Below are 14,260 nucleotides of genomic sequence, written 5' to 3'. Positions count from 1 at the left end.
ATAGTTTATACTCAGTTTTTAAAAAATGTTTATTAATAATTTTGACCCAGTAGCTTTTCAAATTCTGTCATTAGAAATTAGATGGTATTCTTTGGCTTATATTATTGGAATTATATTGGGGTGGGTATTTTGTAAAAAACAATTAATCAAGGATCAGCACATACTAAGCCTATTTGATGATTTTATTACATATTTAATCATAGGAATAATTCTAGGTGGAAGACTTGGATATGCATTATTTTATAATCTAAAATATTATTTAGAAAACCCATTTGAAATACTAATGGTTTGGAATGGTGGAATGTCTTTTCATGGTGGTTTAATTGGTGTTATTATTGCATCTCAATTATTTTCAAGCAAGCATAAAGTTAATCAATTTATATTCTTAGATTTGGTAGCACTATCAGCACCTATTGGAATTTTTTTTGGTAGAATTGCAAATTTTACAAATTCAGAACTTATTGGAAGACCAACCGACCTACCCTGGTCTGTGCAATTTATATTGATAGATAATATTAAAAGGCACCCTTCACAGTTATACGAGGCTTTTTTTGAGGGTGTAATTTTATTCTTTTTGCTTTTGTATTTCTTTAAGAAAAATTATTTAAAAGATCCAGGAAAAATATCAGCTTTATTTTTAATCTTTTATTCTTTATTTAGATTTTTTACAGAATTTTTTAGATCACCCGACAATCAAATTGGTTATTTAATTTTTAACTTAACAATGGGACAGTTAATAAGTGCTTTCTTTTTAATGACCGGTATATTCTTGTTTTATTTAAAAAATAATGAAAAATAAAAACCATAATTTATTTACCCTGGATAAATTTATAGATGAGTCCCTATACAATAAAAAATATGGTTACTATATGAAAAAAAACCCTTTCGGTGAGAGTGGTGATTTTATAACAGCACCAAATATATCCATATTATTTTCTGAGATGATTGCTATATGGGTAATTTCATTTTGGGAAAAACTAGATTGTCCTAAACAATTTAATTTGATTGAATTAGGTGCTGGTAATGGTGAAATGATGAGAATATTAGTTAGCACATTCAATAAATTTCCTCAATTTAAGAATTCTTGTAAAATTAATATATTAGAAAAAAGTGAATTACTTAAACAAACACAAAAAGCTTCTATTAAAAATACAAAAATTAAATGGTTAAATAATTTAAATGAATTAAATAATTTTCCTTGTATTTTTGTTGCTAATGAGTTTTTTGATGCCTTACCAATCAAGCAGTTCCTAAAAAAAGAAAAAAATTGGTACGAAAGGTACGTCAAGTTTACTAATGCTAAAAAGTTAGAATATTTAGATATTCCATTTGACATGCAAAAATTTGAAAAAGAAATTAAGTTTAAGATATCTTATAATCAAAAATTTATTGAATACTCTCCACTTGCAACAAAATATCTAAAAACTATAATTAAAAAGATTAAACTTAATAATGGTGGAATTTTGATAATAGATTATGCTTATCTTGAGAAACAAATGAAAAACACTCTTCAAGCAGTCTCTAAGCACAAATACTGCGATGTTCTAAAAGGTTTTAGGAATTCAGATATAACTTATAACTTAAGCTTTAATTTAATTAATAAAATTATTAAAAAATTAGGCCCATGCTCATCTCTCTCTACTACTCAAAAGAAATTCTTAACAAAACTAGGTATATTAGATAGAGCTGAAATATTATCAAAAAATATGTCTTTTAGCGAAAAAGCTGATATTTATTTTAGAATTAAAAGATTAATTGATGAGAGTCATATGGGGCACTTATTTAAAGTAATGTTTATAACAAATCTTAATAATAAATTTAAACTGGGATTTTAAATTGATTAGATCAAAGAAATTATCTAAATTTAAAGGCATAGAGCATGCTTTCTTTAATAGATTAGGTGGAAAATCTACTGGCATATTTAAAAGTTTGAACTGTGGACCTGGTTCTTCGGATAATAAAAGGAAAATACTGAAAAACCTTGAGACTGTTAGTAATAAAATTAATGCAGAATCCAAAAAAATAATTTTATTAAACCAAGTTCATAGCAATAAATTTTATTATATAGACAAAAATTCAAAACTTAATAATAAATTTATGGGAGATGCTTTAATCACTGATAAGAGAAACTTACCCATAGCTGTTTTAACAGCTGATTGTGCTCCAATATTAATTCACGATAATGATAGAGGAATGATAGCCGCTATCCATGCTGGATGGAAGGGTACCTACAAGGGTATTGTAGAAAAAGTAATTAAATTTATGATTAAAAAAGGTTGTTCTTCAAAAAATATTACTGCCGCCATAGGTCCATGTATTTCAATTAATAATTATGAGGTTAAAGAAGATTTTATAAAAAAATTTATTAAAAAAGATATTAAAAATATAATTTTTTTTAAAAAAACTAAGAATAAAAACTACTTTAGCCTAAATAAATATATTCACTTTCAATTAAGGAGCTTAAATATTAAGAAAATTGATATTATGAATAAAGATACATTTAACAGCAAAAATAATTTTTTTAGTGCTAGAAGATCTATTAGTCGAAATGAGAATGATTATGGTAGAAATATTTCAATAATTATGATTAACTAATGTTATCTCATGAAATTATTAACTGGAAATAGCAATAAACCTTTAAGTAAAAATATTGCAAAATATTTAAAAACTAAACTTGTAAATTCTAGTATTAAAAAATTTTCTGATGGTGAAATCTATATAGAAATTAATGAAAATATTAGAGGTAATAGTATTTTTATAATTCAATCAATATCCTCTCCTGCAAATGATAATTTAATGGAGTTACTTCTGTGTATTGATGCATTAAAGAGATCTTCTGCTAAAAATATCACTGCTGTTATTCCTTATTTTGGCTATGCGAGACAAGACCGAAAAGTAGTACCTAGAACCTCTATATCAGCGAAACTTGTTTCTAATCTAATTACTAAAGCTGGCGCTGATCGAGTTGTTACTGTTGACTTGCACGCTGGTCAAATTCAAGGTTTCTTTGACATTCCTGTGGACAACTTATTTGCTACTCCTATTTTTGCAAGACATGCAAAAAAACATATTAAAAGTAAAAACATTATTTGTGTTGCACCAGATGTTGGTGGAACTGAAAGAGCAAGAGCACTCGGTAAAATTTTAGATGTTGAGCTTGCCATCGTCGATAAAAGAAGACCTAAACCAGGGCAATCAAAAGTTATGAATGTTATAGGAAATGTCAAGGATAAAACTTGCATTATAGTGGATGATATTATTGATTCTGGTGGAACCATAGTTAACGCTGCTAAGGCTCTAAAAGATAGAGGAGCAAAAGAAGTTTATGTTTACATAACTCACGGCGTTCTAAGTGGTGAGGCTATAGATAAAATTAAAAAATCTGTTATAAAAAAATTGGTAATAACTGATACAATTGACAACCAGGATAAAATTAAGAAAGCTAAAAATATAGAAGTTTTACCTATTTCAACCCTTATGGGTGAGGCAATTAAAAGAATTTCCAATTCAACTTCAGTATCTGATTTATTTAAATAATTATCTTGAGTTATTGAGAAACTTGCGCTAGAAACCTCTTTTTTATGAATTCACTTGAAGCAAATACTAGAAATACTAAATCAAAAGGAGATGTCAGATCTCTAAGATTAGCTGGTAATATTCCAGGCATAATTTATGGTGGAACAGAACAAAATCAAAAAGTTAGTGTTTTAAAAAAAACTCTTAAAACTTTAATTGCAAAAGAAAATTTTCTATCAAATATTATAGCTCTTAACCTGGATGGTAAGCCTCAGAACGTTTTACCAAGAGAGATTACATATAATGTAATATCTGATGAGCCAATTCATATCGACTTTCTTAGAGTTGTTCCGGGTGTAAAAATTAGAATAGAGGTCCCTGTCCAATTCATTAATCATGAAATTTCTCCAGGTTTAAAGAGGGGTGGAGTGCTAAATATAGTTAGAAGAAAAATTGAATTAAAATGCCCTAGTGAAAAAATTCCTGAAGCAATTATAATTGACCTTGCTGGAATTGAAATTGGAGAAAGTTTTAAAATATCTTCAATTAAACTACAAGAAGGTGTTACACCAACAATTATAGGACGTGATTTTGTAATTGCAACATTGGCTGCTCCGACTGTCATGAAAGAACCAGAAAAACCAGCTGAAGCAGAATCAACAGATGAGGCAGCAACAGATGGTAAAGATGCAGCTCCGACTGCTGATGGAGATAAAAAAGAAGGCGAAGAAAAAAAAGCTCCTGAAGAAAAAAAATAATAAATTTATTATAGTGAAAATTCCTAGATACGATCTCAAAAAATTATGCTTCTATTTGTAGGTTTAGGAAACCCAACACCCAATAGCGAAAATAATAGACACAATATTGGCTTTAAATTAATTGATGCTCTTAATCAAAAATTTGGCTTATCTAAGCAGAAGCCTAAATTCAAAGGACTCTTAACTACTGGGAATATTGAAGATAAAAAAGTTTATGCAATAAAGCCTCTAACTTTTATGAATAATTCTGGAATTTGCATTAGGGAATTAATTGAATACTTTAAAATTGATGCAGAAGATGTCATCGTTTTTCATGACGATCTTGATATTGAGTTTGGAAAAGTAAAAGCAAAATTTGCAGGATCAAGTGCAGGACATAATGGGATTGAATCTATAGATAAGTTTATAGGAAAAGACTACTCAAGAGTGAGAATTGGGATCGGAAGACCTAAAACTAAAGCTGATGTTTCGGATCATGTGTTAAAAGATTTTGATGAAGACGAGCTGCTACAATTAGAAAAAATTACAAATAATATTATTAATTCAATACCTATATTAATTGGTAAAAAATTAGATTTATTTGCAAGTACAGTAAATAATAAATAATGAGCTTTAAGTGTGGAATTGTTGGATTGCCTAATGTTGGTAAATCTACATTATTTAATGCACTAACAAATTCTAGTAAAGCACAAGCTGCAAATTTTCCTTTTTGCACTATTGAACCAAACATTGGAGTTGTTCCTGTTCCAGATGAAAGACTCGATAAATTAGTAGAAGTATCTCAATCAAAAAAAAAGATAAATACTACAATTGAATTTGTGGATATTGCAGGCCTTGTGGAGGGTGCCTCTAAAGGAGAGGGTTTAGGAAATAAATTTTTATCTCATATTAGAGAAGTAGATGCTGTAATACACATGATAAGGTGTTTTGATTCTGATGATATTCAAAATGTAAACCCTACAGTAGATCCTGTAAGAGATTTAGAAATCATTGAGACTGAAATGATGTTAGCAGACCTTGAGTCGATTCAAAAAAGATTAGAAAAAAATAATAAAAAAAATATAGATGAAGAACAACTAAAGGTATTAGAGTTTGCGTCAGATTGTATAAATAATTCTAAAGATATCCAGATCCTTTACGACCAATTTGAAAAAAAACTCTTAAATCAAAGTGGTTTACTATCCCTTAAGCCTAAAATTTTTGTATGTAATGTTGATGAAGCTAGCGTTCAGAATGGTAATAAATACACACAAGCTTTTATTGATAAATTTGGTGAAAAAAATACCCTAATAGTTTCAGCTGATATTGAAAATCAAATAAATCAATTAGAAAATGAGGAAAAAGAAAATTATATGGAGATGATTGGATTAAAAAGAACTGGTTTAAACATGTTAATTCAAAAAGGATACAATGTTTTAGAACTAGACACTTATTTTACGTCTGGTCCTGAAGAAACTAGAGCCTGGACTATTCAAAAAAATTGTACTGCACCAAAAGCAGCCGGTGAAATACATACTGATTTTGAAAAAGGCTTTATTAGAGCTGAAACAATTGCATACGAAGACTTCATAACAAATCAAGGTTGGGTAAATTCTAAAACTAATGGAAAAATGAGACTTGAAGGAAAAGATTATATTGTTAAAGATGGTGATATACTAAACTTCAGATTCAATACGTGACCAAATTTTCTTCATACTAAAGTAAACTAGAATAGTTAAAATAATTAAATACAAAATAGCTTTAAAGCCCATTTTATGCCTTGCCTCTAAATGTGGTTCTGCAGCCCACATTAAAAATGTTGTAACATCCTTTGCCATTTGCTTTTCTGTAGCTTTTGTGCCATCACTATATTCTACCGCATCATCCATTAAAGGTTGTGACATTTTAATATTATTACCATACATGTATTTATTATAGTAAACTCCATCATCAAGCGTTACTCCACTTGGTGGATCTTCATAACCTAAAAGTACTGAATAAATATAATCAACCCCACCACTTCTAGCTTTCGCTAATACTGACATGTCAGGTGGGTAGGCACCTCCATTAGCTGCTTGAGCTGCTTTCACATTCTCATATGGCATAACAAACTTGTCAGATAATTTTGCTGGTCTTACAAACATTTCTCCATCATTATTTGGTCCGTCTGTAACTTCAAAACTTGCTGCTATAGCTTTTACTTGCTCTTCACTAAACTCTGGACCTCCAGGCTCAGAAAGGTTTCTATAGCTTACATATTTCATTGAATGACACCCAGCACAAACTTCTGAATAAACCTGATACCCTCTTTGCAATGCCCCCCTATCAAATTTTCCAAATAATCCCTTAAAACTCCAATCTGTTTTTAAAAGATCAACTTTTTCTGCTGTATTAACCGCAAGAGTTCCTATTAATAAAAAAATAATTGAATAGATGATTTTTAAGATATTTTTCACTTAATTAATCTAAACTTTCTTTTTTTTTAACAGCAGATGCCATTGGCATCCCCCCAAGTACCGGTTCTGTAATACTTAAAGGTAAGGGTATAGTTTTTTCTTTAAATCCTAATACTGGCAAGATTATTAAAAAATGAATAAAATAGTAAGCTGTGGCAACCCTAGCAATTAATAAATAAAGTCCTTCAGCTGGCATTGCTCCCACATAACCTAGAACTAATACATCCACTACTAATATCCAATAAAATTGCTTGTAAAGAGGTCTAAATACTGCTGACCTAATTTTTGAAGTATCTAACCACGGTAATGCTGCTAAAATTAAGATTGCTGATAACATTGCCACTACACCCATTAACTTATCAGGAACTGATCTTAGGATTGCATAAAAAGGAAGTAAGTACCACTCAGGAACAATATGGGCTGGTGTAACCATAGGGTTAGCTTCAATATAATTATCAGCATGACCTAAAATATTTGGTGAATAAAAAACAAAAAATGCAAAAACAATCATAAACATTAGTAATGCAAAACCATCTTTAATCACAATGTATGGATGAAATGGCACTGTATCCTTAGATGGTTTTTTAACATCAATCCCTACAGGATTATTATTTCCAGGAACATGGAGGGCCCAAATATGAAGAACCACTAAACCTAAAATCAAAAATGGAATTAAGTAGTGAAGTGTAAAGAACCTTGTTAAGGTTGGATTATCAACTGAATAACCACCCCATAACCAATTTACTATTCCCTCTCCAACCAAGGGTATTGCACTAAAAAGGTTAGTGATAACAGTTGCTCCCCAAAAACTCATCTGACCCCAAGGAAGGACGTAGCCCATAAATGCTGCCGCCATCATTAAAAGATAAATTATTATTCCAATAATCCAAATTATTTCTCTTGGAGATTTATAAGATCCATAAAATAATGATCTAAATATATGAATGTAAACTGCTAAGAAAAACATTGATGCACCATTTGCATGAATGTATCTTATAAGCCATCCATAATTTACGTCTCTCATAATGTGCTCAACACTTTCAAAAGCCAAGTCAGCGTGAGCTATATAGTGCATGGCTAAAGTTAAACCTGTAACGATTTGCGTAATTAAACAAAAAGTTAAAATTCCACCAAATGTCCACCAATAATTCAAATTTTTTGGTGTTGGATAGTCAGTTAAATGGCTAGCAAGTGTTAAAAGTGGAAGTCTATCATTAAACCATTTTCCAAATTTTGATTTAGGAACGTACTCGTGATCACTCATAATTATTTATTATCCAATTTTGATTATATTGCTGTTAGTGAATTCATATTTTGGAACTTCCATGTTTGTGGGAGCAGGACCTTTTCTAATTCTTCCAGATGTATCGTAATGTGATCCGTGACAAGGACAGAACCAACCATTATAATCCCCTTTATCATTTAAAGGCACACATCCTAAATGAGTACAAACACCAACCATCACAAGCCACTCAGGATTTTTTACTCTATCTTCGTCCTTCTGTGGGTCTTTTAAATCTTCCATCTTAACAGCTTTTGCCTCTGCTATTTCTTCAGATGTTCTTCTTTTAATAAAAACTGGTTTTCCTCTCCAAAGGACAGTGATTGTTTTTCCAGGCTGAATTGAACTAATATCAACTTCTGTGCTGGCCAATGCTTTTACTGAGGCATCCGGATTCATTTGATCAATTAAAGGCCAAACAACCGCTCCTACCCCAACAGCACCAACAGCATACGAGGCTGTAAATAAAAATTCTCTTCTTTTAGGTTTTTTTTCAGACATCTTTTATTTTTTGTATATTGTTATCTAATATATGATTTCATATAAGAAAAAAGTTTTTTTTCTAGAGAAACAATGACACATAAACTATGACATTAAGACCTAAAATAGCCTTGTATGAGCCAGATATTCCTCAAAATACAGCTGCAATTATTAGAACCTGTGCGTGTCTTGGTGCTGACTTAGAAATTATTGAGCCATGCGGATTCTTATTTAGTGATAAAAGATTTAAAAGAGTGGTTATGGATTATATGGATGAAAAACTAATAAAATTTTATCAAAGTTCAGAAGAGTTTTTTAAGTCAAAAGAAGGTCAAAGAATAATATTATTAACTACAAAATCAGCAGAATCTTATGCAAAATTTAAGTTTAAAAGTAATGATACAATGTTATTTGGAAGGGAAAGCGCTGGGGTACCTAAACATGTTCATAATTCGATCAAATACAGATTGAAAATACCTATGATGATTAATAAAAGATCCTTAAATATAGCTTCTTCAGTTGCTATAATTCTATCTGAAAATTTAAGACAAACTAACTTTATAAATTAATGGATAAAGAAATTAAAAAAAAACTTGCTTCTAATTGGTTCAAATTATTACAAAATATTATTTGTGATGACATTGAAAAAATAGAAAATAAGAAAATAAAATTTAAATCTAAAAAATGGAATAGAAATAAGATTAAAGATGAAGGTGGTGGTGAATTCAGAATTTTAAAGAATGGAAAAATCTTTGAAAAAGTGGGAGTAAATTTTTCTGAGGTATATGGAAAGCTCTCTAAAGAAATGATAAAAAAAATTCCAGGAGCAAATCAAAATCCAAATTTTTGGGCCTCAGGAATTTCTGTTGTTATGCATATGAACAATCCTTATATTCCTGCTATCCATTTTAATACAAGATTTATCTACACATCACATGGTTGGTTTGGTGGTGGAATGGATGTAACGCCATGTATCATAGATAATAAAGAAAAAAATTTACTTCATAAAGAATTAAAAAAGATGTGTGATCGTCATAATAAAAAATATTATAAAAAATATAAGAAATGGTGTGATGAATATTTTTATCTACCGCACCGAAAAGAAACTAGGGGTGTTGGTGGTATTTTTTTTGATTATAAGAAAAATAATTGGGAAAAGGACTTCAAATTTGTATCTGATTTAGGGGTAACTTTTCAGATGCTATTTAATTTAATAATAAAATCGAAATACAAAAAAAAATGGACTATGAAAGAAAAAGAATTACAATATATTAAAAGAGGAAGGTATGCTGAATTTAATTTACTCTATGATAGAGGAACAAAATTTGGACTACAAACCGGAGGCAATGTTGAGGGTATCTTAATGTCTTTACCACCAATAGCAAAATGGAATTAAAATGGAAAAAGAACCAATAACAACAGCTGGACTCGAGACTTTAAAAGAAGAGCTGATTTTTTTAAAAGAAAAAAAACGTCCAGAAATAGTTGCTGCTATTTCTGAAGCAAGATCTCATGGTGATTTAAAGGAAAATGCTGAATATCACGCTGCAAAAGAAGAGCAATCGCATAATGAAGGAAGAGTAGCTCAAATTAATGACATTATAGCAAGAGCAAATGTAATTGATGTTACAAAAATAAGTAATGATGGAAAAGTTATTTTTGGCTCAACAGTATATTTAGAAAATCTTGATACTGAAGAAAAGATTACCTATAAAATTGTAGGAAGAGATGAGGCAGACTTACAAAAGAAATTAATATTTTTTCAATCCCCAATAGGTAAAGGGTTAATAGGTAAAAATAAAAATGACCTTGTTGAAATTAAAACTCCTGCTGGTGTAAAGAATTTTGAAATAAAAGATGTTAAATACGTCTAATTACTTACTATTTTTTGAATTTCTTTCTCTGAAATATTGAAATTATTACTCACCCAAACTTCTTCAATTGCTTTTAATTTTTTTCCCAACTCTTTTCCTTCTAGAACCTGATATTTTTCTATTAATATATTTGCTTTAAGGGGCATTACTGGAATTTTTTTTTTTTTGAAAACTTTAATTAGTTTTATTAATTTATCATCTTTCTTGCTTGATTGGAAAATTTTAAAATAAATAATGTCCATTAAAGCTTCTTTGCCATTAAAATAAAAAATTTTATTTAAATTTTTTTCTAAAAAGGTATTGTTAGTAAATTTTTCTGAAAAAAACTTATTTAAAAATAAGAGTCTTTTTTTATCCTTTTTAGATAAATTAAATTTATATATAAAATAATCAACATTATCAGTCCCATCAATAACTAATAAAGATAATAAAAAAATGAGATCTACTCTAGAGAAGTTATTTTTAGCAAATTTATTTAATCTACTAAACATAGAAATATTTTTAAATTGGGGAAAAATAAGATTTATAATTTCTAAACAATCCTTATCTTTCGCTAATTTTGAAAAACCTTCAGATTTTAATAGTTTCTGAAATTCATCTAATAATCTTTCAGAAGAAATTGTAGAAACACCACTTAAATTTTTTTTTATTATATTAATAATTTTAGGATCATGTTTATCTTTGGAATAATTAAGAAAAAATCGAATATATCTTAATACTCTCAGATAATCTTCTTTAATCCTTACCTCTATATCTCCAATAAATTTAATTTTTCCATTTTCTAGATCTTTTTTGCCATCAAAAGGATCGAATAGACTTCCCTCAAAATCAGCATAAATAGAATTTATAGTAAAATCTCTTCTAGAGGCATCTTCCTTCCAATTATCAGAAAATTCGACTTTGGCGTGTCTTCCATCGCTATCAACATCTTTGCGTAAAGAAGTTATTTCAAATTTTATGTTATTAATTATGGCTGTAATTGTTCCGTGCTCTATTCCACTCTCATAATATTTTATATTTTTTTTATTAAGTGCATCACAAACTTTTTTCGGTTCTAAATTTACAGCTAAATCTATATCATCTACTTTTTCTTTATTAATAATTTTTCGAACACATCCACCAACGTATCTAATTTCACTATTTTTAGAAAAAGAATGAATGGCATGAAATATTTGTTCTACTTCAGTATTTTTTTTTATATCTTTAAATCCTAAATTTATATAATCAAGATTTTGATATCTAAAAAAAATTTTGTTTAATAAGTTGTTCATATATGGCTGGGGCACTAGGATTCGAACCTAGGATGCCGGTACCAAAAACCAGTGCCTTACCGCTTGGCTATGCCCCAATATTGATTTCATATATCACAAAAAAAAAAAATTATATAGTTTTTGATACAATACACCAGTGACTGCTGAATTTCCTTTTAAATTGACTATATGCGTTACCACAGTCACTCTTCGAGTCAAAATAGGCTATAATTGATGAGCCAGATCCTGACATTCTAACAAACATATTGTTAGATGTGTTTGATAGAAATAATTTAATTTTTTTAAGTTTTGGATATTTTTTAAAGGCTATCATTTCTAGGTCATTATTCAAAGTTTTAAGATATTTCACCTCAAACATTTTTGGCTTTGGAAAACTAAATTGTGGTTTGGAAAATGATTTTACTTTTGAATAAATGTATCTAGTTGAACAGCCAAAATCAGGTTTTACAACTAATGTATAGAATTTAATATGTTTATTATATTTTTTTATATTTCCGTTATGTAAAAGAACTGTATTGGTTGGTTGTATTCCCAATATAACGTCAGAGCCTATCTTACTTGCCAGCTTTTTTAATTCTTTTTTTGTTAACTTCAATATTCTTTGATTAATAAAAAAATTAATTATGCTAGCAGCATTCATTGAACCTCCACCCATTCCTGCTTTTTGAGGTATTTTTTTAATAATTTTAATCTCAAATTTTTGATTATTAAGTAAATTACTATCATCTAATAATTTCAGCAAGCTCGTAACCGTATTTATTTTACCAATATTTTTAGAAAACCTCCCTTTAAAAGTTATTTTGTGATTATTTTTTTTTATTTCTTTTAAGTAAATTAAATCGTGTAAATCTATAAAAGAAATTAAGCTTTCAATTTTATGTAGTTTAGTTTTTTTTCCAGTTACATTTAGTGCAAGATTTATTTTAGCATATGATTGGATCTTGAAACTAGACATAAATTAAGAATTGGGTAAACCCTTGATCAATTTGTCTTTAATAATTTTTTTCATTTTGTCTTCTGTTTCTTCTAAATTTAAAACACTTTCCCAAAAATATCTTGCTTGAATTTTTCTATCTAACTTCCAAAGAATATCACCATAATGATCATTTACAATTGGGTCTTCTGGCATTAGTTCAACCGCTTTTTTTACAAAATTTTCAGCTTTTAAGTAATCATCAATCAAATAATAAGCCCATCCTATTGAATCAATTATGTAAGGGTCATTGCTTCTAGCAATGTAAGCTTTTTCGAGCATTTGAAGGGAGAGGTCAATTTTATGCTCTCGCTCTAACCAAGAATAAGCTAAATAATTTAACACATATGCATCGTCTGGATTAACTTCTAAAGATTTTAACAGGTCCCTATCTGAGTTGATATAATCACCCAACCTCTCATAACAGCCTCCTCTTCTATATAAAATTTCAGCATATAGTTGGGAGTTAATATCAATTTTTGAAATTATTTGATCATAATATTTTATTGCTTCTTTATATTTTTTTGCATTTTTATTAAGGTTTGCAATATCAAAAACTATTTTTATAGAAGGGTTTTTAATTTTTTTAAGATGTAAGTTAATAAAATCTAAAGATTTATCTTTATTTTGTTTTTTAGAAATTATTTGTGTTTCTTTTTTTAATTTAAACCAATAATAAAATTCATCATTTTTATTAAAAGATTCTAAAATTTTTAAAGTTTTTGTATAATCTTTATTAAGATAATAATTTTCAGCTAATAAAGATAAATTAAATTTAAATTTAGGGTTTAAATAATTAGATATATTCAAATAAAAATTAGATTTTTCATAATTGTTTTCTGATGAGTAAAGGCTAGATACTAAAAAGAAAAACTCACTTACTATATCAGTAGTATTGCTACATGAAAATATTTCTTTAAATTTTTCTGGTTTTTTATCATCAATCCATTTTTTTCCTTGAGAGATAAGTAAAGATGAATTTAAGTAATTTATATTATCAGTAATTTTTTTTGCCTCTTCATATCCATCATTTTCAATCAAATAATTTAAGTAAAAAAATATATATCTTGAGTAGCCTTCTTCATTTTGTGCATTGATCAATTGATCAAAATTGATTTTGTTATTCTTATCATTCAAATAACATCTTTGAAAAACCTCATTGATGAAGGAAAAATCACCAAATTTATTTTTCTTTTTTGAAATTTTATTTTCCTCAAAAACGTATAGATATTGTTTTAATGTTTCCGCAATTATTAAGGAAAATCTATCATTTTTGATAAACTCATAAGATCTTTGCAGGTGTTCTTTACTTTTTTTATAATTTTTTCTCTTAAGGCTGTCTAAAGCTAGTACTAAATGAGCTTCAAAAAAATTAGAATTATTTTCAGTTTGATTTTGCTTAATTTCACTTATGGCTTGCTGAACCTTACCTTCAAGCACAAGCGTATATATAAAGTTTTCAAGATATGGATTGTGTTGTTTGATTAAATGCTTTGATGATTTAAAAAATTTTAAGGCTTGAGAATTATCACTGTTCTCATAAGCCACGATACCAGAAAAATAATTAGATAAATTACTTGAATTAAAATCATTTAAAGTCTTAATTTTTGAGTATAATGGGCTTTGATAAAACAATAGTATTAAAGCAAATTTAAAAAAATTTATCAACAT

Annotated in this window: 16 protein-coding genes and 1 tRNA gene; 10 read left to right on the top strand and 7 right to left on the bottom strand. The window is 28.3% G+C overall.

Annotated features, from left to right (window positions below):
• The first annotated feature begins 25 nt into the window (after nucleotides 1-25).
• Genes lgt through ychF form a run of 7 tightly spaced genes read left to right on the top strand, consistent with a single transcriptional unit; the run spans nucleotide 26 to nucleotide 5,953 of the window.
• Nucleotides 26-799 (top strand): prolipoprotein diacylglyceryl transferase, encoded by a 774-nt coding sequence (lgt, locus tag ABXT63_RS00935; RefSeq protein ID WP_415321045.1) that lies wholly within the window; start codon nucleotides 26-28, stop codon nucleotides 797-799.
• Nucleotides 789-1,835: an SAM-dependent methyltransferase gene (locus ABXT63_RS00930; protein ID WP_415321044.1), complete on the top strand. Its 1,047-nt coding sequence runs from the start codon at nucleotides 789-791 to the stop codon at nucleotides 1,833-1,835. Before lgt ends, ABXT63_RS00930 begins: the two co-directional genes overlap by 11 nt.
• 1 nt (nucleotide 1,836) lies before the next feature.
• A complete protein-coding gene (gene pgeF, locus ABXT63_RS00925) occupies nucleotides 1,837-2,595 on the top strand; it encodes a peptidoglycan editing factor PgeF (RefSeq protein ID WP_415321043.1) in 759 nt (252 codons plus the stop codon).
• A 9-nt stretch (nucleotides 2,596-2,604) separates the two neighbouring features.
• On the top strand, nucleotides 2,605-3,537 hold the full coding sequence (locus ABXT63_RS00920; protein WP_415321042.1) for a ribose-phosphate pyrophosphokinase: 933 nt from the start codon (nucleotides 2,605-2,607) through the stop codon (nucleotides 3,535-3,537).
• Nucleotides 3,538-3,581: 44 nt separating this feature from the next.
• Nucleotides 3,582-4,274 carry a 50S ribosomal protein L25/general stress protein Ctc gene (locus ABXT63_RS00915; protein WP_415321041.1) on the top strand — a complete coding sequence of 231 codons (693 nt, stop codon included), beginning with the start codon at nucleotides 3,582-3,584 and terminating at the stop codon, nucleotides 4,272-4,274.
• 45 nt (nucleotides 4,275-4,319) lie between these two features.
• Nucleotides 4,320-4,880, top strand: coding sequence for an aminoacyl-tRNA hydrolase (gene pth / locus ABXT63_RS00910; RefSeq protein ID WP_415321040.1), 561 nt, complete (start codon nucleotides 4,320-4,322; stop codon nucleotides 4,878-4,880).
• Entirely contained in the window at nucleotides 4,880-5,953 is a 1,074-nt protein-coding gene (gene ychF, locus ABXT63_RS00905; protein ID WP_415321039.1) for a redox-regulated ATPase YchF, read from the top strand. Before pth ends, ychF begins: the two co-directional genes overlap by 1 nt.
• Here the strand turns inward: ychF and ABXT63_RS00900 are convergent.
• From ABXT63_RS00900 to petA, 3 genes are read right to left on the bottom strand one after another with little or no spacing between them, the layout of a single operon-like run.
• Entirely contained in the window at nucleotides 5,930-6,709 is a 780-nt protein-coding gene (locus ABXT63_RS00900) for a cytochrome c1 (protein ID WP_415321038.1), read from the bottom strand. The two genes, ychF and ABXT63_RS00900, sit on opposite strands and share 24 nt — an antisense overlap.
• 4 nt (nucleotides 6,710-6,713) lie before the next feature.
• Nucleotides 6,714-7,973 carry a cytochrome b gene (locus tag ABXT63_RS00895; protein WP_415321037.1) on the bottom strand — a complete coding sequence of 420 codons (1,260 nt, stop codon included), beginning with the start codon at nucleotides 7,971-7,973 and terminating at the stop codon, nucleotides 6,714-6,716.
• Between the two features lie 9 nt (nucleotides 7,974-7,982).
• Nucleotides 7,983-8,492, bottom strand: a complete 510-nt coding sequence (gene petA / locus ABXT63_RS00890; protein ID WP_415321036.1) for a ubiquinol-cytochrome c reductase iron-sulfur subunit — start codon at nucleotides 8,490-8,492, stop codon at nucleotides 7,983-7,985.
• Between the two features lie 86 nt (nucleotides 8,493-8,578).
• Here petA and ABXT63_RS00885 point away from each other — a divergent pair, with 86 nt between their 5' ends.
• From ABXT63_RS00885 to greA, 3 genes are read left to right on the top strand one after another with little or no spacing between them, the layout of a single operon-like run.
• Nucleotides 8,579-9,040 carry a tRNA (cytidine(34)-2'-O)-methyltransferase gene (locus tag ABXT63_RS00885; protein ID WP_415321035.1) on the top strand — a complete coding sequence of 154 codons (462 nt, stop codon included), beginning with the start codon at nucleotides 8,579-8,581 and terminating at the stop codon, nucleotides 9,038-9,040.
• Nucleotides 9,040-9,867: an oxygen-dependent coproporphyrinogen oxidase gene (gene hemF / locus ABXT63_RS00880; RefSeq protein WP_415321034.1), complete on the top strand. Its 828-nt coding sequence runs from the start codon at nucleotides 9,040-9,042 to the stop codon at nucleotides 9,865-9,867. Before ABXT63_RS00885 ends, hemF begins: the two co-directional genes overlap by 1 nt.
• A gap of 1 nt (nucleotide 9,868) precedes the next feature.
• Entirely contained in the window at nucleotides 9,869-10,345 is a 477-nt protein-coding gene (gene greA, locus ABXT63_RS00875) for a transcription elongation factor GreA (RefSeq protein ID WP_415321033.1), read from the top strand.
• Here the strand turns inward: greA and ABXT63_RS00870 are convergent.
• The 4 genes from ABXT63_RS00870 to ABXT63_RS00855 all read right to left on the bottom strand — a co-directional run bounded on the left by ABXT63_RS00870 (nucleotide 10,342) and on the right by ABXT63_RS00855 (nucleotide 14,260).
• Entirely contained in the window at nucleotides 10,342-11,616 is a 1,275-nt protein-coding gene (locus tag ABXT63_RS00870) for a CCA tRNA nucleotidyltransferase (protein ID WP_415321032.1), read from the bottom strand. The genes greA and ABXT63_RS00870 overlap by 4 nt on opposite strands.
• A 3-nt stretch (nucleotides 11,617-11,619) precedes the next feature.
• Nucleotides 11,620-11,693 (bottom strand) — tRNA-Gln (locus ABXT63_RS00865).
• Nucleotides 11,694-11,725: 32 nt separating this feature from the next.
• Nucleotides 11,726-12,571, bottom strand: coding sequence for a 4-(cytidine 5'-diphospho)-2-C-methyl-D-erythritol kinase (locus ABXT63_RS00860; protein ID WP_415321031.1), 846 nt, complete (start codon nucleotides 12,569-12,571; stop codon nucleotides 11,726-11,728).
• A gap of 3 nt (nucleotides 12,572-12,574) precedes the next feature.
• On the bottom strand, nucleotides 12,575-14,260 hold the full coding sequence (locus ABXT63_RS00855) for a tetratricopeptide repeat protein (RefSeq protein WP_415321030.1): 1,686 nt from the start codon (nucleotides 14,258-14,260) through the stop codon (nucleotides 12,575-12,577).

The organism is Candidatus Pelagibacter sp. Uisw_092 (assembly GCF_047729545.1).
In the GTDB taxonomy this organism is placed as follows: Bacteria; Pseudomonadota; Alphaproteobacteria; order Pelagibacterales; family Pelagibacteraceae; genus Pelagibacter.
The sequence above is the reverse complement of the archived record's forward strand: the minus strand, read 5'-3'. Positions and strand labels throughout refer to the sequence as shown.